Annotated in this window: 12 protein-coding genes and 1 pseudogene; 10 read left to right on the forward strand and 3 right to left on the reverse strand. The window is 64.3% G+C overall.

What is annotated here, in order from left to right; translation table 11 throughout:
* Positions 1-7: 7 nt before the first annotated feature.
* Positions 8-757: a hypothetical protein gene (locus JDO7802_RS04170; protein WP_055082841.1), complete on the reverse strand. Its 750-nt coding sequence runs from the start codon at positions 755-757 to the stop codon at positions 8-10.
* A 157-nt stretch (positions 758-914) separates the two neighbouring features.
* Entirely contained in the window at positions 915-4,355 is a 3,441-nt protein-coding gene (locus JDO7802_RS04175) for a pyruvate carboxylase (RefSeq protein ID WP_055082843.1), read from the reverse strand.
* Between the two features lie 191 nt (positions 4,356-4,546).
* Between JDO7802_RS04175 and JDO7802_RS04180 the strand changes: the two genes are divergently transcribed.
* The 3 genes from JDO7802_RS04180 (at position 4,547) to JDO7802_RS04190 (ending at position 8,496) form a co-directional block, all read left to right on the forward strand.
* Positions 4,547-4,882: a penta-EF hand family protein gene (locus JDO7802_RS04180; protein ID WP_055082845.1), complete on the forward strand. Its 336-nt coding sequence runs from the start codon at positions 4,547-4,549 to the stop codon at positions 4,880-4,882.
* Positions 4,883-5,255: 373 nt separating this feature from the next.
* On the forward strand, positions 5,256-7,691 hold the full coding sequence (locus JDO7802_RS04185; protein WP_055082847.1) for an ATP-dependent helicase: 2,436 nt from the start codon (positions 5,256-5,258) through the stop codon (positions 7,689-7,691).
* A 10-nt stretch (positions 7,692-7,701) separates the two neighbouring features.
* Positions 7,702-8,496, forward strand: coding sequence for an SDR family oxidoreductase (locus tag JDO7802_RS04190; protein ID WP_055082849.1), 795 nt, complete (start codon positions 7,702-7,704; stop codon positions 8,494-8,496).
* A 445-nt stretch (positions 8,497-8,941) separates the two neighbouring features.
* Here JDO7802_RS04190 and JDO7802_RS04195 read toward each other — a convergent pair whose 3' ends face one another.
* The gene (locus JDO7802_RS04195) at positions 8,942-9,163 is read right to left on the reverse strand and encodes a DUF1127 domain-containing protein (protein ID WP_055082851.1); all 222 of its coding nucleotides are present in this window, start codon (positions 9,161-9,163) and stop codon (positions 8,942-8,944) included.
* Positions 9,164-9,388: 225 nt separating this feature from the next.
* On the opposite strand from JDO7802_RS04195, the gene JDO7802_RS04200 reads away from it, so the two are divergent.
* From JDO7802_RS04200 to JDO7802_RS04225, 7 genes and pseudogenes are all read left to right on the forward strand, one after another.
* A complete protein-coding gene (locus tag JDO7802_RS04200) occupies positions 9,389-10,579 on the forward strand; it encodes an MFS transporter (protein WP_055082854.1) in 1,191 nt (396 codons plus the stop codon).
* A gap of 24 nt (positions 10,580-10,603) precedes the next feature.
* Positions 10,604-11,680, forward strand: coding sequence for an Mrp/NBP35 family ATP-binding protein (locus tag JDO7802_RS04205; RefSeq protein ID WP_055082856.1), 1,077 nt, complete (start codon positions 10,604-10,606; stop codon positions 11,678-11,680).
* A gap of 704 nt (positions 11,681-12,384) precedes the next feature.
* A pseudogene (locus JDO7802_RS18810) lies at positions 12,385-12,462 on the forward strand (MraZ-related protein); the annotation flags it as partial.
* Between the two features lie 39 nt (positions 12,463-12,501).
* The gene (locus tag JDO7802_RS04210) at positions 12,502-12,891 is read left to right on the forward strand and encodes a division/cell wall cluster transcriptional repressor MraZ (RefSeq protein ID WP_245624100.1); all 390 of its coding nucleotides are present in this window, start codon (positions 12,502-12,504) and stop codon (positions 12,889-12,891) included.
* Between the two features lie 3 nt (positions 12,892-12,894).
* Positions 12,895-13,875: a 16S rRNA (cytosine(1402)-N(4))-methyltransferase RsmH gene (gene rsmH, locus JDO7802_RS04215; RefSeq protein ID WP_055082860.1), complete on the forward strand. Its 981-nt coding sequence runs from the start codon at positions 12,895-12,897 to the stop codon at positions 13,873-13,875.
* On the forward strand, positions 13,875-14,312 hold the full coding sequence (gene ftsL / locus JDO7802_RS04220) for a cell division protein FtsL (protein ID WP_245624101.1): 438 nt from the start codon (positions 13,875-13,877) through the stop codon (positions 14,310-14,312). The genes rsmH and ftsL overlap by 1 nt, the downstream gene beginning before the upstream one ends.
* Positions 14,309-16,108, forward strand: a complete 1,800-nt coding sequence (locus JDO7802_RS04225) for a peptidoglycan D,D-transpeptidase FtsI family protein (RefSeq protein WP_055082861.1) — start codon at positions 14,309-14,311, stop codon at positions 16,106-16,108. The genes ftsL and JDO7802_RS04225 overlap by 4 nt, the downstream gene beginning before the upstream one ends.
* Positions 16,109-16,145: the final 37 nt, after the last annotated feature.

Raw genomic sequence — 16,145 nt, forward strand, 5'->3', positions numbered from 1 at the left:
CGGTGGATCAGCCGGAGGCGAGGCCGGTCGCGGTGAAGTTGTCGATCGCAAAGAACTCGTTGTCGGACCCGGCGCTCGCATCCGACCCGAAGCCGATGTTCACCGTTCCGATGTTGGTGGTGACGGGCTCATTGGTCGTCGGGTCAATTGTTACGGGGCGGCTCACGAAGATCTCGAAAGACGACAGCGCGTCGGCGTCGGAGGTCGAGCCTCCAAGGTGCACGTTGGTGTCGACATCCGTATACCGGACCGTCACGTTCGGCGGCGCGCCTTCGGCCGCGGTGAAAGTAGGGATGCCGTTGTCGACAGTCACCGATCCGACTGCATCGCCGTTGACATAGACGGTGCCCGTGTCGCCGTCGAAATTGTCCATCGAGTAGAGATCGAAGCTGAAGGTCGCGGTGTCAGTAGCGTCGCTGACAGCAAAGTCGCGGCTGACGCCAGGCCCGCCGCCCGTGTTTTCGATCGGGCCCAGAACGTGACCGATGCCAGCGATTTCTGTGCTCTCGGCCCCGACCCATCCTTGCGCACCGTTGTCGTAGCCGTCCGAATAGGTCAGGCCATTTCCGCTGCCGACCGCTTCGCCGCGCAATTCCGTATCGACCGTTCCGGCCAGTGACCGCATACCTGCCTGAATGATGTCCGTTGACAGAAGACCAACCATCGTGACGGCGGCGGCAAGGACCACGTAATCGACGGTGACGGCACCTTGGCTGTCACGAAGGAAGTGGCGAAGATGATCGGCATTGAGGCGCATGACAGAGACTCGGTAAGAAAAAGTTGATCTATTTCTATCGATCTTCTGCGGCGCAGCTGGGCAGATCCTGCGACAAAATTGAGGCCATGAGGCCCCTGTTTCCGAACAATTGGAGGGACTGCCGTCGATCGTTTCGACAGTCCCCGGTTTTCAACCTTCAGGAAAGCTCCACCAGCAAATCCTTGGCATCGATCTGCGCGCCGGGCGTGACGTGGATAGCGCTTATGATCGCATCGCGGTCCGCGTGAAGGCCGGTTTCCATCTTCATCGCCTCGATCGTCAGCAGCAGATCGCCCTTTTTGACCGCACTGCCGACCGTCGCGGCCACGCTGGCCACGACGCCGGGCATGGGCGCACCGATGTGATCGGCATTGCCAAGTTCCGCCTTGGGGCGTTTCGCTGTCTTGCCCACGACGCGACGGTCGGGGACGCGGATGTTGCGCGGCTGACCGTTCAGTTCAAAGAAGACGCGCACTTCGCCGTCCTCATTCGTCTCTCCGCGCGCGACCATCCGGATCTCCAGCGTCTTGCCCGGATCGATTTCGGCAAAGGTCTCCTCGCCCGGCGTCATCCCATAGAAGAACACCGGCGTCGTCAGCGCGCGCACCGGCCCATAGGTCTGATGCCGTTCGACGTAATCCGTGAAGACCTTTGGATACATCAGATAGCCATTCAGATCCTCGTCATCGACGTCTTGCCCGATGTCCTTGGCGAGCGTCGCGCGCACAGCGTCCAGATCGACCGCCTTCAGATGCTTGCCGGGTCGGTCGGTCAGGGGCGTCTCCCCTTTCAACGCCTTTTTCTGAAGTACCTTGGGCCATCCTTCGGGCGGTTGCCCCAGGTTGCCGCGCAGCATGTCGATGACCGACTCCGGGAAGGACACGTCCGTCTTTGGATCCTCCACCTGCGCGGTGGTCAGGCCCTGAGCCACCATCATCAGCGCCATGTCGCCCACGACCTTGGAGGACGGGGTCACCTTCACGATATCGCCGAACATCGCGTTTACGTCCGAATACATCTGCGCCACTTCGTGCCAGCGCTCCTCCAGCCCCATGGACCGGGCCTGCGCCTTGAGGTTGGTAAACTGGCCGCCGGGCATTTCGTGCAGATAGACCTCGGACGACGGGGCCTGCATTCCGCTTTCGAAGGCCAGATACTGCGCGCGCACCGCTTCCCAGTAGTCGGACATGTGCCGCACCGCCGTGGCGTCCATCCCCGGATCGCGCGGGTCGTCCTTGAGCGCGGCCAGGATCGTGCCGAAGGTCGCTTGCGATGTATTCCCCGAAAACGCATCCATCGCGACGTCGGCGGCATCCACACCGGCGTCCGTCGCGGCCAGGATCGTGGCGCAGGCGATGCCCGCAGTGTCGTGGGTGTGGAAGTGGACGGGAATGCCGATCTCTTCCTTCAGCGCCTTGACCAGAACGCGGGCGGCGGCGGGTTTGAGCAATCCGGCCATGTCCTTGAGGCCCAGGACATGCGCGCCCGCGGCTTCCAGTGCCTTCGCCATGTCGACGTAATATTTCAGATCGTACTTCGCGCGCGCGGGGTCCAAGATGTCGCCGGTATAGCAGACGGTCCCTTCGCAGACCTTACCGCTCTCGATGACTGCATCCATGGCGACGCGCATATTCTCGACCCAGTTCAGACTGTCGAAGACGCGGAAGATGTCGATGCCGGTCTCTGCGGCCTGTGCCACGAAGCTTTGCACCACGTTGTCGGGATAGTTGGTGTAGCCCACTCCGTTCGACGCACGCAGCAGCATCTGCGTGCACAGGTTTGGCATCGCCGCGCGCAGGTCGCGCAGGCGCTGCCACGGGCATTCCTGCAAGAAGCGGTAGGCGACGTCGAACGTCGCCCCGCCCCAGCATTCGACGGACAGCAACTCGGGCAAATTCGTTGCGTAGGAAGGAGCGGCGCGCACCATGTCGATCGACCGCATCCGCGTGGCCAGCAGCGACTGGTGCCCGTCGCGCATCGTCGTGTCGGTCAGCAACAGACGGTCGCGCGACAGCATCCAATCGGCCAGACCCTTGGGCCCGTCCCGCTCCAGGATCTGACGCGTGCCCTCTGGGGCCTTCTCCACCAGCGGGGCGGGGGCCTTGGGCGCGCGAATGTCGTCGGCGGGGCGGGGGCGGCCTTCGGTTTCGGGATGCCCGTTGACCGAGATGTCGGCGATATAGGTCAGGATTTTCGTCGCCCGGTCGCGGCGCGCTTTGAAGTCGAACAGACCGGGCGTGTCATCGATGAATTTCGTCGAATATTCGTTCGACAGGAACGTCGGATGTTTCAGCAGGTTCTCGACGAAGGCGATGTTGGTGCTGACCCCACGGATGCGGAATTCGCGCAATGCGCGGTCCATCCGGCTGATCGCCGCTTCGGGCGTGGGGGCCCAAGCCGTCACTTTGGTCAATAGACTGTCGTAGTATCGCGTGATGACCGCGCCCGAATAGGCTGTCCCCTCATCCAGGCGAATGCCCATGCCCGTCGCGGCGCGGTATGTCGTGATGCGACCGTAGTCGGGGATGAAGTTGTTGGTCGGATCTTCGGTCGTCACGCGGGTCTGCAACGCGTGCCCGTCGAGCTTCACGTCGTATTGCGACGCGACACCCGTCGCCTCCATCAGCGACTTTCCCTCCGCGATCAGGATCTGGGCGCGCACGATGTCGATGCCGGTGACTTCTTCGGTGACGGTATGCTCGACCTGCACGCGGGGGTTCACTTCGATGAAGTAGAATTCGCCCGAGTCCATATCCATCAGGAACTCGACCGTGCCCGCGCATTCGTAGCCGACGAATTCGCAGATTTTCTTGCCGAGCGCGCAGATGTGCTCCCGCTGCGTTTCTGACAGATAAGGGGCGGGCGCACGTTCCACGACCTTCTGGTTGCGCCGCTGGACCGAGCAGTCGCGCTCGTAGAGATGATAGGTATTGCCCATGGAATCGCCCAGCACCTGAACTTCGACGTGGCGGGCGCGCTGGATCATCTTCTCCAGGTAGCCTTCGCCGTTGCCGAACGCCGCCTCCGCCTCGCGCCGGCCTTCCAGCACCTTCTCCTCCAGCTCGTCCTCGGACATGATGGGCCGCATTCCGCGCCCACCGCCGCCCCACGACGCTTTGAGCATCAGCGGATAGCCGACCTGTGCCGCCTGTTTCTTGGCATCGGCCATATCGTCGGTCAGCACGTCCGTCGCCGGCACTACGGGCACGCCCGCCCGGATCGCCACCTGTCGCGCACTGGCCTTGTCGCCCAGTTGCCGCATGGTTTCGGCCTTGGGACCGATGAACTTGATGCCGGCGGCTTCGCAGGCGTCCACGAATTTCGGGTTTTCCGACAGCAGGCCATAGCCGGGGTGAATCGCATCCGCACCGCTGGCCTTGGCGACCCGGATGATCTCCTCGATCGAGAGGTAGGCGGCGACCGGACCCATGCCTTCGCCGATGCGGTAGGCTTCGTCAGCCTTGAAACGGTGCAGGCCCAGTTTGTCTTCCTCGGCATAGACGGCGACCGTCTTCTTCCCCATCTCGTTGGCGGCGCGCATCACGCGGATGGCGATCTCACCGCGATTGGCGATCAGGATCTTGTTGAAGTCGGCCATTGGGGTCCCCCGGAACTGTCGGTAGGAATTTGGTAGCGGCTTCGCCGCGGCGCGGCAACTGCGGGGGAATGGGTAGCCGCCGGCCGTCACGCCGGACAAATCCGGTGCCATGCCTGCCGGACCGGCGGGAACCCCCACGCGCCCGCAGCCGTTCCCTCCCCATCAACCAACCTGCAATCAGGAGACATCCAATGACTCGCACCTTCACCCTTCTCGCGGCGACCCTGTTCGCCGTCACGCCCGTCCTGGCCGACATGGAAGACTACGACGGCGATGGCGACGCGATGCTGAATGATGCCGAGTTCGGCGAAGCGGACGGCGGCAAACGCTTTATGGCCTACGACAGCGATGGCAGCGGCGACATCTCGGAGGCGGAGTTCGCAGCCGGCGAATTCTCCCGCTACGACCGCAACCGCGACGGCGGCGTCGATGCCGAGGAATACGGCCGCTACGAAAGCGACGACGATGACGGCGAAATGGAATCCGAAAGCGAGATGGAATCCGAGGAAGAGGGCGAAGAAGACTGAGCCTAAGGCTTGTCCGAGACTTGAAGTGACGGTCCGGGACGGAATTTCTCTGCCCCGGACCCCACCAATTGCATCTGCCATGGCAGTGGTTGGCTGTCCCAACCTGTCCTGTCTTCGGGTGTTTCGCGGCCGCATCGAATGGGTGGCGGCTCAGGATGAAAGGCCGCAAAAAATGTGCTCCGAGCCATGACTTCCCGCCGACGATATCGATAATTTTCGACAATGAACGAGAACCTGGCCGCCGGTGCACCGACCCTCAACGCGATGACCAAAGAGTTTATTCGGAAGCCTGGTTGGTGGGAATTCGGGTCGGCGCAGAACGGACCGGGAACACCGTCTTTCCAATCCGGCGCGTCGGGCGTAGTCTGCCCACATGATGGATTTTGACGATTCCGACGCTTTCGAGGCGGCCAGCCTGTCCTCTCGCGCGATGGGTGTTCGCCCGACGCCGTATCTCGACGGGCTGAACCCCGCGCAATTGCAGGCTGTCCATACGCTCGACGGGCCGGTTCTGATGCTGGCGGGGGCGGGGACCGGCAAGACGCGGGCGCTGACGGCCCGCATCGCCCACCTTATGAGCCAGGGCAAGGCCCGCCCGAACGAAATTCTGGCCGTCACCTTCACCAACAAGGCCGCGCGCGAGATGCGCAACCGCATCGGTGCGATGATGGGCGAGGTGGCCGAGGGCATGCCATGGCTCGGCACCTTCCATTCGGTCTGCGTCAAGCTGCTGCGCCGCCATGCGGAATTGGTCGGACGGACCGTTTCGGACCCCCTGCTGGAGTCGGGCACGCGCGAATTGTTCCTGAAGTCCAACTTTACCATCCTGGACACCGACGATCAGAACCGCCTTCTCAAACAGCTCATCCTCGCCGCCGAGATCGACGAGAAGAAGTGGCCGCCCCGGATGCTGGCCGGCATCATCGACCATTGGAAGAACCGCGCCTGGACCCCGGACAAGGTGCCCGCGTCCGAGGCGCAGGCGTTCAATGGCAAGGGGGTCGCGCTCTACCGTGAGTATCAGGATCGCCTTCTGACGCTGAATGCCGTCGATTTCGGGGACCTGCTGCTGCACGTCATTAGCATCTTTCAGGCGCACGACGACATCTTGGGCAAATACCGTCGCTGGTTCAAATACATCCTGGTGGACGAATATCAGGACACGAACGTTGCGCAGTACATGTGGCTGCGTCTGCTGGCGGGTGGCCATCGCAACATCTGCTGCGTGGGCGATGACGATCAGTCGATCTATGGCTGGCGCGGGGCCGAGGTGGGCAATATCCTGCGGTTCGAGAAGGATTTCGAAGGGGCGGAGATCATCCGGCTGGAGCAGAATTATCGCTCCACCCCCCATATCCTGGCCGCCGCGTCCGCCGTCATCGCGGGCAACAAGGGGCGGCTTGGCAAGACGCTCTTCACCGACCTAACCGAAGGCGAAAAGGTCCGTCTGATCGGTCATTGGGATGGCGACGAGGAGGCCCGCTGGATCGGGGAGGAAGCGGAGTCGCTTCAACGCGGCACCCGCAACCTCGACCCTTTCTCGCTCGATGACATGGCAATCCTGCTGCGGGCATCCCACCAGATGCGCGCGTTCGAGGATCGGTTTTTGACGATCGGCCTGCCTTACCGCGTCATCGGCGGTCCGCGCTTTTACGAACGCCTCGAAATCCGCGATGCCATGGCCTATTTCCGCGTCACCGTTTCCCCAGACGACGATTTGGCGTTCGAACGGATCGTCAATACGCCCAAACGTGGCCTGGGCGAGAAGGCGCAGCAGACGATCCAGCGCATGGCCCGGTCCAACGGCGTGTCCTTGTTGGAGGGTGCCAAGCTTTGCGTGCGCACCAAGACCATCGGCGGCAAGGGCGGCGCGGCCCTCAAGGAATTGTGCGACGGCTTCGACCGCTGGCGCGAACAACTCCTGGACGGGCGTGACCACATTCACCTCGCTGAGGAAATTCTGGACGAGAGCGGCTACACCACATTCTGGCAGAACGAGAAGACGCCCGAAGCGCCGGGGCGTCTCGAAAACCTCAAGGAACTCGTCAAGGCGCTGGAGGGGTTCGAGAACCTGCAGGGGTTTCTCGAACACGTTTCCCTGATCATGGATATGGAGGCGGGGGACGAGCAGGAGCCGATGATCACCCTGATGACGCTGCACGGTGCCAAAGGTCTCGAATTTCCCGTCGTGTTCCTGCCTGGATGGGAAGACGGTCTATTCCCGTCCCAGCGTTCCATGGACGAGACGGGTGTGAAGGGGCTGGAGGAGGAGCGGCGGCTGGCCTACGTCGGCATCACGCGGGCGGAACGCATCTGCACCATCAGTTTCGCCGCGAACCGCCGCGTCTATGGTCAGTGGCAAAGCGCATTGCCCAGCCGTTTCATCGACGAATTGCCCGAGGAACACGTGGAGATCCTCACGCCTCCGGGCCTTTACGGTGGCGGTTTCGGCGCGACCGGCATGGCCGCCGCGCAGCACGCGGCGATGTCGGGCGGCGTGGAATCGGATATGCCCGCCAAAGCCGCCAAGGCCGACGTCTATAATTCGCCCGGATGGAAGCGCCTGCAATCGCGGTCGCAGCAGCGACCCGTCAGCCAACCGTCCGAGGCCAAGAATCTGACCATCGACGCGACGGCCGTATCGGCCTTCACCACCGGCGACCGCGTGTTCCACACAAAGTTTGGCTACGGGCTGGTCGAGGGGATCGAGGGTGACAAGCTGGACGTGGCATTTGAAAAAGCGGGCACGAAAAAGATCGTCGGGCGTTTCGTCGTGCCAGCGGATCAGGCCGGCGAGGTGCCATTCTGAAAGGCCAAGGATGACGCGACTGACCGGCAAGATCGCCCTGGTAACCGGAGCCGCGCGGGGGATTGGGGCCGCCATTGCGCGGGCCTTCGCCAACGAAGGGGCGCAGGTGATCGTGACGGACGTCGACGTGGCCGGCGGCACCGCGCTGGCCAGGGAAATCGGCGGGGTGTTTCATCACCTCGACGTCGCATCCGAAGCTGACTGGGACAGGATCGCAAAGGCCGTTCCCGCTCTCGACATCGTCGTGAACAACGCGGGTATCACCGGCTTCGAAGGGCCATTCGACGGCCCGCCGCCACCGCAGGATCCGGAAAATGCCAGTCTTGCCGATTGGCGCAGGGTCCATGCGGTGAACCTCGACGGAACGTTCCTCGGCTGCCGCTATGCCATCGGCGCGATGCGCGACCGCGACGCCGGGTCCATCGTCAACATCTCCTCACGCTCCGGCCTTGTCGGCATCCCGGCCGCCGCGGCCTACGCATCGTCCAAAGCCGCCGTGCGAAACCACACCAAAAGCGTCGCCCTCTATTGCGCAGGGCAGGGGTTGAACATCCGTTGTAACTCGATCCACCCGGCCGCCGTCATGACCCCGATGTGGGAACCGATGCTGGGTGACGGCCCGGATCGCGCCAAGCGGGAGGCGGCAATGGTCGCTGACACGCCGATGCGCCGCTTTGGGCGACCCGAGGAAGTTGCAGCGCTCGCCGTCCTTCTGGCCTCGGACGAGGCTGCGTATATGACCGGGGCCGAGCTGACGATCGACGGTGGGATCCTTGCCGGGTCGGCGGCGACGCCGGGTGGCTGAGCCGTTTTTGGAAGACCTGCAAGATTTGGATCGAGGGCTTCGAAACCAGGCCCTAAATGCGAAAAAGCCGCGATGTCCAAGGGAGGAAGGACATCGCGGCTTCTTGCGTTTGGCGTGATCCGAGGGAGGGCGGATCACACCGTACCGGCGTCCGGACCAAAAGGGAGGAGACGGTCCGTCGTCGAATTCTGAAAAGGGAACATCCCCAAGTGACGTCCGGTTCCATGATATTCTCGAGAGGTTCCGACGGTGCCCTAAAGGGAGGAGAGAGCACCGTCGGTTCCTTCGTGAACGCCCGTTCCCCAAGGGAGGAGGAGAGGTCGGGGCGCAGTCCCGACCCAAGGGAGGAGAGGGCCGGTATAGGTGCGACGGCGGATCGAGGGAGGGTCGATCGCCATCGCGGTCCCCCTGCCGCTTCAAGGGAGGATCAGCGGCTGGGGTATTCTCAGTTGCCGTAGGCGGCTTCGATCGCGACGCTGCGGATCATCCCACGGGCCAGGCCCAGGTCGGCCAGGTCACGGTTGGACAGCGCCTCAAGCTCGTTGACGGTGCGGCGGTAGACGCGCCATTTGGCATAATCGGCACGGGCGGTCTGGATACGCGTGGTGATGCGATCGCGAAGGGTGTTGGTTCCGGCGGCCGAATTGCCGTAAGTGGTGTAAGCCATGATATCTTCCTCTGTAGTAAGAGGCGTTTTGCCTCTGTTGCGTCCCGGCCCCATTGCCGGTCGGCGTCTTGTTTCGTTGTTGAATAGATGGCGCTATCGCTGCACCTGCACAACTGTCAGAACTCTCAATGCCGCTATGCAGCATTTGCATGGCGGCGGGAGTGCCGTGGCGCGGCACTCGCCCCTAGGTAAACTAGCTCTGCTCCTCCTGCTGGCCCCCACGCGATGAGCGCGCTGCGCCACACGGGGTTCCGGGCCTACTTCCTGGCCGCCGTTCCTCTGGTACAGGCGCTTTGGGCGCAACGCGTGACAATCGGCTGGTTGGCGTGGGACCTTTCGGGCTCGGCGGCATTCGTCGGGCTGATCGCGGCGCTCAGCCTGGCTCCTTCAATCCTGGCGGGTCCGGTCTTCGGTGTGCTGGTCGATCGCACCGATATCCGCCGCGCGCTGCGCCTGACGTCCGGGTCGATGTGCGCGCTGCTGGTCGTCGCGGCCGTTGTCGCGGGTGGTCCGGGGCTTGGCCGTGGCGGGCTGATCCTGCTGGCGCTGGCCATCGGCCTGATTACGGCCGCCCATCATCCGGTGCGCATGTCCCTCGGACCCCGCCTGGTGCCCCACGCCGACGTGCCCAATGTGGTGGCGCTTTCGGCCCTCAACTTCAATCTGGGCCGGATGATCGGGCCGATCCTGACCGGCTTTGCCATCGCCGCCTTCGGTGCGGTCGCCACACTGTGGCTGTCGGCGGCGCTGTATGTGCCGATGCTGATCGCCGTGCGCTGGATGGACCCCCGCGATCTTCCCGATGGGCCGCAAACCTCGATGCTCGATGGGATACGGGAAGGCGTCGTCTATATCGCCGCGACCCCTGTGGCGCGTCAGGCGATGATCCTGACCTTCGCCGTCGCCGTTTTGGTGCGCGGATATCTGGAACTGTTGCCCGTGATGGCCGAAGGCGTCCACGGTCGCGGGGCACAGGGCCTTGGCTTGCTGACGGCCGCCGCCGGGGCCGGTGCCCTGATTGCCGCCGTCGCCAAGACGGTCGGCGTGGGGCAGGGCGGCATCCCGCCGATCACACGTCTTGTCCTGGTCGGTGGCATCTTTGCACTGACGGCGCTGGGCCTGTCGCAGAGTTGGTGGGCGGCGTTGGCCTGGACCGCCGTGGCCGGGTTTTCGTCCACCTTTTGCGGTGTGGGGCTTCAGGCCGCGGTGCAGGAGGCGCTGCCGGACGGGCTGCGCGGTCGGGTCATGTCGCTTTGGGTCGTGGTGGGGATCGGTGCCGTCGCGCTGGGTTCGGGCGCGCAGGGTTGGCTGGCCAGTCTGTTCGGCGTGATGCCCGTGCTGGTCTGGTCGGGGTTGATCGGCGGCATTCTCGCCGCCGGGATGGTCTTGCCAAGACGGGCCCGGGCCGTCACCTAACAGGCACAGTCGAAAGGACACGACATGCCCCTCAGCCGTGACGACGTGACCCGCGCCCTGTCTTCCATCGAATTGCCGGACGGCGGCAATCTGGTGGCCAACGACATGATCCGCGCCCTGATCGTCGACGGCGATGCGGTCCGGTTCGTGATCGAGGTGCCGTCCGCCGAGATCGCCAAGGTATCGGAGCCGATGCGCGCCGCCGCCGAAGCCGCCGTTGCCGGTCTGCCCGGTGCGGGCCGTGTGCAGGCCGTGCTGACGGCCCCGACCGCCGACACCGCGCCACCGCAGCTCAAGGTCGGGGGGCATCCGAAGCCGCAGGACGGGCCGATGCGCATTCCCGGCGTCCGCCAGGTGATCGCCATCGCATCCGGCAAGGGCGGCGTCGGCAAGTCGACCGTCAGTTCCAACTTGGCCGTCGCCCTCGTGCGCGCGGGCCATAAGGTCGGCCTGCTGGACGGGGACATTCATGGGCCCAGTCAGCCGCGCATGATGGGGGCCACGCAGCGGCCTGCGTCGCCCGACGGCAAGTCGATCATCCCGCTGCGCGCCCATGGCGTGACGCTCATGTCCATCGGTCTGATGCTGGCCGAGGACAAGGCGGTCGTCTGGCGCGGACCGATGCTGATGGGCGCATTGCAGCAGATGATGGGACAGGTGCAGTGGGATTATCACGATGGGGAGCTGGACTATTTGATCGTGGATCTGCCGCCCGGCACCGGCGATGTGCAACTGACGCTGTGCACCAAGGCCGTGGTCGCGGGGGCCATCGTTGTGTCCACGCCGCAAGACGTGGCCCTTCTGGATGCGCGCAAGGCGCTGGATATGTTCGCCACGATGAAGACGCCGGTTCTGGGGCTGATCGAGAACATGTCGCTGTTCCATTGTCCGAATTGCGGGCACGAAGCGCAGATTTTCGGCCATGGCGGCGTCGCGGCGGAAGCCGGGCGTCTTGGTCTGCCCTTTCTGGGCGCGCTTCCCATCGATCTTGAAACACGGGTGTCGGGGGACAGCGGAACGCCGGTCGCCCTGGGGGAGGGGACGATGGCCCGCGCCTTCTCCGATCTGGCCGCACAAGTCGTGACGGTCGTTCCCGCCTGACCCCTCTGTCCGGCGCGGGGCACGCGTTGGGTTTGCATGCCACGGCCTTCAAATTCGCAACCGGACGCGCGCGGTCCAGCGTCCGCCTCGGTTTTGCGTGGCGACGATTCGCTTCAACCGCGCAAAACCATCCGGGTGACGGGGTCCGACTCTGCAAAAATGCAGATAGGCGGGCCCTTGAAAATTATCCTTAAAGTTGAGTTGGTGCTTTGTTGTGCGGAATCTGCAACGCCGCAAAAGCACGAGAGCCAATCCGCCGATCCGATTTAAGTCCCACAAATTCGATTCTATTGTGTCATCGGCACAACATATTGTGGCTGCAGCTTCTATTCACAGGCTTAACCACACCCTGTGGATAACTAAAGGGGCACGAAGTGGCATGAATGGGCTTCCCTGACCGTGCCGGACGTGGCATCACCATTTCACAGAGCATGGGGAGGCAAGGGACGAAGATCCCAAACCCCTAAACTAGAGGTAGGTTCATACAGGCACCCCCCATTTCCGTCTCTGGACGACGACAGATCCGAAGCGCGCTGGAAGCAGACATCCCCCAGGTGGCCGCGCGCTGACGACGCCCGAAACGTGTCCGAGCAGGCACAGATCGGGAGCATAGGGCGGATCGGGTTTTGGCAGACTCCCGATCCGCCCGTTTCCGTTTTGGGGGGTGAGATTTCACGGCGGACACGCCAGGGCAGGGCATAGGGTTGGAACATCGTTTCCGAGGCACGAGCACCCATAAGGTGGACGCGAAGGGCAGGGTTTCGATCCCCGCCGACTTCCGCCGCGTGCTCGATGCCTGTGATCCCAATCGGGGCGATGGTGTGAACCCACGCCTTGTCCTGTGCTACGGCGATCATCGGATGCCCTACTTCACTGCCTATACCATGGACGCCATCTCCGAGATTACGGCGATGATCGACGACATGGACGAAGGCGATCCACACCGCGACGGGTTGGAGGCCTATTTCTACGGCCAGTCCGACACGCTTTGCATCGACGACAGCGGACGTCTTATCCTGACGGCGGCCTTGCGGGATCGCGTCGGAATTACCGATCTCGCGACCTTCGCGGCACGCGGCAAGACCTTCCGCATTCATTCCCCCGAGGCGCCGGAAGACGCGACAAGCCGTCTCAACAAGGTTTTGGCCGAGTTGCCGGAAGGCGTGGCGATCACGTCGCTGCTGCCCAAAAAGCGCCGCGGGCCGGAGTAGCCGATGAGTGACGAGAGTGAGTCCGCCGCGCCACATGTCCCGGTTCTTCTGACGGCGATTCTGGAAAACGTGGCCCCCGTCCGGGGGCTGTGGTTGGATGGCACCATGGGCGCCGGGGGATACACCCGGGGGCTGTTGGACGCAGGCGCGGACCGGGTGATCGGTCTGGACCGCGATCCGCTGGCCCACCAGATGGCGCGCGACTGGGCAGACGAGCGGGTAACATTGGTGAAGAGCGTTTTCTCGAAGATGGACGAGGTCGGCGAAGCCGTGGACGGTGTCGTGCTGGATCTCGGCGTCTCCTCGATGCAGCTCGACCAGGCGGACAGGGGGTTTTCTTTCATGCGCGACGGACCGCTGGACATGCGGATGGGCGACGAGGGACCGACCGCCGCCGATCTGGTCAATGACCTGGCCGAAGGCGATCTGGCCGATATCCTGCACCGCTATGGCGAGGAACGGGCGGCCCGCCGCATCGCCCGCGCCATCGTGACGAAACGCGCGGAGGCCCCGTTTCAGACGACGGCACAACTGGCCGAGACCGTCGCCGCGAACCTGCCCCGTTCCAAGCCGGGTCAGAGCCATCCCGCCACACGCAGTTTTCAGGCGATCCGCATCGCGGTGAACGACGAATTCGGCGAATTAGCCGAAGGGTTGCAAGCAGCCGAGCGCACGCTGAGACCCGGTGGCTGGCTGGCGGTCGTGTCGTTCCATTCGACCGAAGATCGCGCGGTGAAGCGGTTCCTGACCGACCGCGCCGATACCGGCGGCGGCGGAAGTCGCTATGCCCCGGAACGCGAAGCGCGCACCCCCGCGTTCGAGATTACGCATAAGGCCATCGCCCCCACCAAAGAGGAGGTCGCGAACAACCCGCGCGCCCGCTCGGCCCGCCTGCGTCTTGCGCGCCGCACCGATGCGCCCGCGGGCCGGGTCGAACGGCGTGCCCTGGGCCTGCCCGCGGCCGTGAAGATCGGGGGCAGCTGATGCGCAGCTTGCTTTATGCGCTGTCGATCGCGGCCGTCGTTGGATTGGCGTTCTGGGCCTACGGCGAAGGCTATGAGACCCGCCAGACCGAGCGCGAGGTTGCCCGTCTGGAGCGCGAAATCGGGACCCGTCATCAGGAATTGTCGATGCTGCGCGCCGAATGGGCTTATCTGAACCGACCCGACCGGCTGCACGAGCTCGCGGAGATGAATTTCGAGAGCCTGGGCCTGATCCCGCTGGCCCCCGACCATTTCGCCTTGGCCGATCAGGTTGGCTATCCGCCGCCCGCGGCCGAAATCGTGGCGGTCGAACCCGCCGCCCCCCTGGACGAGGCGGTGGGCGACATCGTCATCATGACCCACAGGTTCGGGGCCGACGCGGAGCCGCGCCTGATCGCGCCGCCGACCCTTGCCGACGACGGAGAGCAATTGCCATGATCTTCCGCCGCAAGGCCCGCGCCCTGGTTGCCGACCCATTCGTGCCCGTCACACCGACCATCCCGCGCCCGCGCCCCCCGGAGTCGGTGATGGTGCGCGAAAATCCCGAACGCGCGCGCGTCCGGTCCGAGCGGCGGCTGAAGTTCACCGCCGGCTGCTTCCTTGTCGGCTTTGCCGTCATCGGGATGAAGATGGGCGCGATTTCCGCATCCGAAGCGCGGGAGCCGCGGACCGGCGGTCTGGCCGGTGCCGGCATCGTATCGGCCCGCGCAGACGTCACCGACCGGCATGGCCGGGTTCTGGCGACCAACGTCAACGCCGTCGCGCTGTATGCGCAACCGCATCTGATGGTCGACCCCGAGCAGGCCGCCGAAGGGCTGGCGGCGATCTTCCCCGACATGAGCGTCGAGACGTGGACGCGGCGTTTCACCTCCGGGTCCAAATTTTACTGGCTCAAGGGCAACATCTCGCCCGAGCAGCAGCAGGCCGTGCACGACATGGGCGAACCCGGTCTTCTGTTCGGCAGCCGCGAAATGCGCGTCTTTCCGAACGGACCCCTGGCAAGCCATATCCTTGGCGGCGCGCGCTACGGCGCGCAGGACGTCCGGGCCGCCGAGATCAAGGGAATCGCCGGGGTCGAGGCGGTGTTCGACGATTATCTGAGCGATCCGACCCGCGAAGGCGCGCCGCTGCGTTTGTCGATCGATCTGTCGGTGCAGGCCGCGTTGGAGCGGGTGCTGCATTCGGGCATGAACCTGATGAATGCCAAGGGTGCCTCGGCGATCCTGATGGACGTCCACACCGGCGAAATCGTCTCCATGGCGTCGATGCCTGATTTCGATCCGAACGATCGACCCATGGTGCTGACGACCGGTGACCGGGGCGACGACCCGCTGTTCAATCGCGCCGTGCAGGGCGTGTACGAACTGGGTTCGACCTTCAAGATCTTCACGGTCGCGCAGTCGCTGGAACTGGGTCTGACCAACGCGGGCACGATGATCGATACCAAAGGTCCGCTGCGGCAGGGACGGTTCCGCATCCGCGACTTCCACAATTACGGCCCGCGCCTGTCGGTCACCGATGTCATCGTCAAATCGTCCAACATCGGCACCGCGCGCATGGCGCTGGCCATCGGGGCCGAGCGGCAGCAGGATTTCCTGCGCTCGCTCGGCTTTTTCGAGGCGACGCCGGTCGAGTTGACCGAGGCACCTGGCGCGCGTCCCATCGTGCCGCAGCGCTGGCCCGACATTTCCACCATGACGATCAGTTATGGGCACGGGCTTTCGGCCTCCCCGCTGCATCTGGCGACGGCCTATGCTTCGGTTCTCAACGGCGGCACCCGCGTGACGCCGACGCTGCTGGCGCAGGACGGCGCGCCGACGCCGGGGCCGCGCATCGTCAGTTCGCGCGTGTCCGCCGAAGCGCGTCACATGCTGCGGCAGGTGGTGACACGGGGCACGGCATCGCTGATGGAGGTCGAAGGGTATCAGGTGGGCGGAAAGACCGGCACGGCAGACAAGCCCAGCCCGACGGGCGGATATTACGACGACAAGACGATCACGACGTTCGCAGGGATGTTCCCCGCGCAAAACCCGAAATACGTGATCGTTGTCACGTTGGACGAGCCGGAGATCAATGCCGCCGGGGAACAGCGTCGGACCGCCGGATGGACGGCTGTGCCCGTCGCGTCCGAAATCGTGCGCCGCGCCGCGCCGCTTCTGGGGTTGCGGCCCGATTTCGATGCGGGGGTGGACGCCTTCGGTGCATATCTGACACAGGCGGCGGTCACCGACTGACCCGCCGCGATAGACGCCACCGTCCGCGCGCGGTAGG

Source organism: Jannaschia donghaensis (genome assembly GCF_001403795.1).
GTDB classification, from domain to species: domain Bacteria; phylum Pseudomonadota; class Alphaproteobacteria; order Rhodobacterales; family Rhodobacteraceae; genus Jannaschia; species Jannaschia donghaensis.

Bases quoted from the DNA above. Each gene is read 5' to 3' on its own strand.
- JDO7802_RS04170 (WP_055082841.1), bottom strand. From the start codon at position 757: ATGCGCCTCAATGCCGATCATCTTCGCCACTTCCTTCGTGACAGCCAA.
- JDO7802_RS04175 (WP_055082843.1), bottom strand. From the start codon at position 4,355: ATGGCCGACTTCAACAAGATCCTGATCGCCAATCGCGGTGAGATCGCC.
- JDO7802_RS04180 (WP_055082845.1), top strand. From the start codon at position 4,547: ATGACTCGCACCTTCACCCTTCTCGCGGCGACCCTGTTCGCCGTCACG.
- JDO7802_RS04185 (WP_055082847.1), top strand. From the start codon at position 5,256: ATGATGGATTTTGACGATTCCGACGCTTTCGAGGCGGCCAGCCTGTCC.
- JDO7802_RS04190 (WP_055082849.1), top strand. From the start codon at position 7,702: ATGACGCGACTGACCGGCAAGATCGCCCTGGTAACCGGAGCCGCGCGG.
- JDO7802_RS04195 (WP_055082851.1), bottom strand. From the start codon at position 9,163: ATGGCTTACACCACTTACGGCAATTCGGCCGCCGGAACCAACACCCTT.
- JDO7802_RS04200 (WP_055082854.1), top strand. From the start codon at position 9,389: ATGAGCGCGCTGCGCCACACGGGGTTCCGGGCCTACTTCCTGGCCGCC.
- JDO7802_RS04205 (WP_055082856.1), top strand. From the start codon at position 10,604: ATGCCCCTCAGCCGTGACGACGTGACCCGCGCCCTGTCTTCCATCGAA.
- rsmH (WP_055082860.1), top strand. From the start codon at position 12,895: ATGAGTGACGAGAGTGAGTCCGCCGCGCCACATGTCCCGGTTCTTCTG.
- ftsL (WP_245624101.1), top strand. From the start codon at position 13,875: ATGCGCAGCTTGCTTTATGCGCTGTCGATCGCGGCCGTCGTTGGATTG.
- JDO7802_RS04225 (WP_055082861.1), top strand. From the start codon at position 14,309: ATGATCTTCCGCCGCAAGGCCCGCGCCCTGGTTGCCGACCCATTCGTG.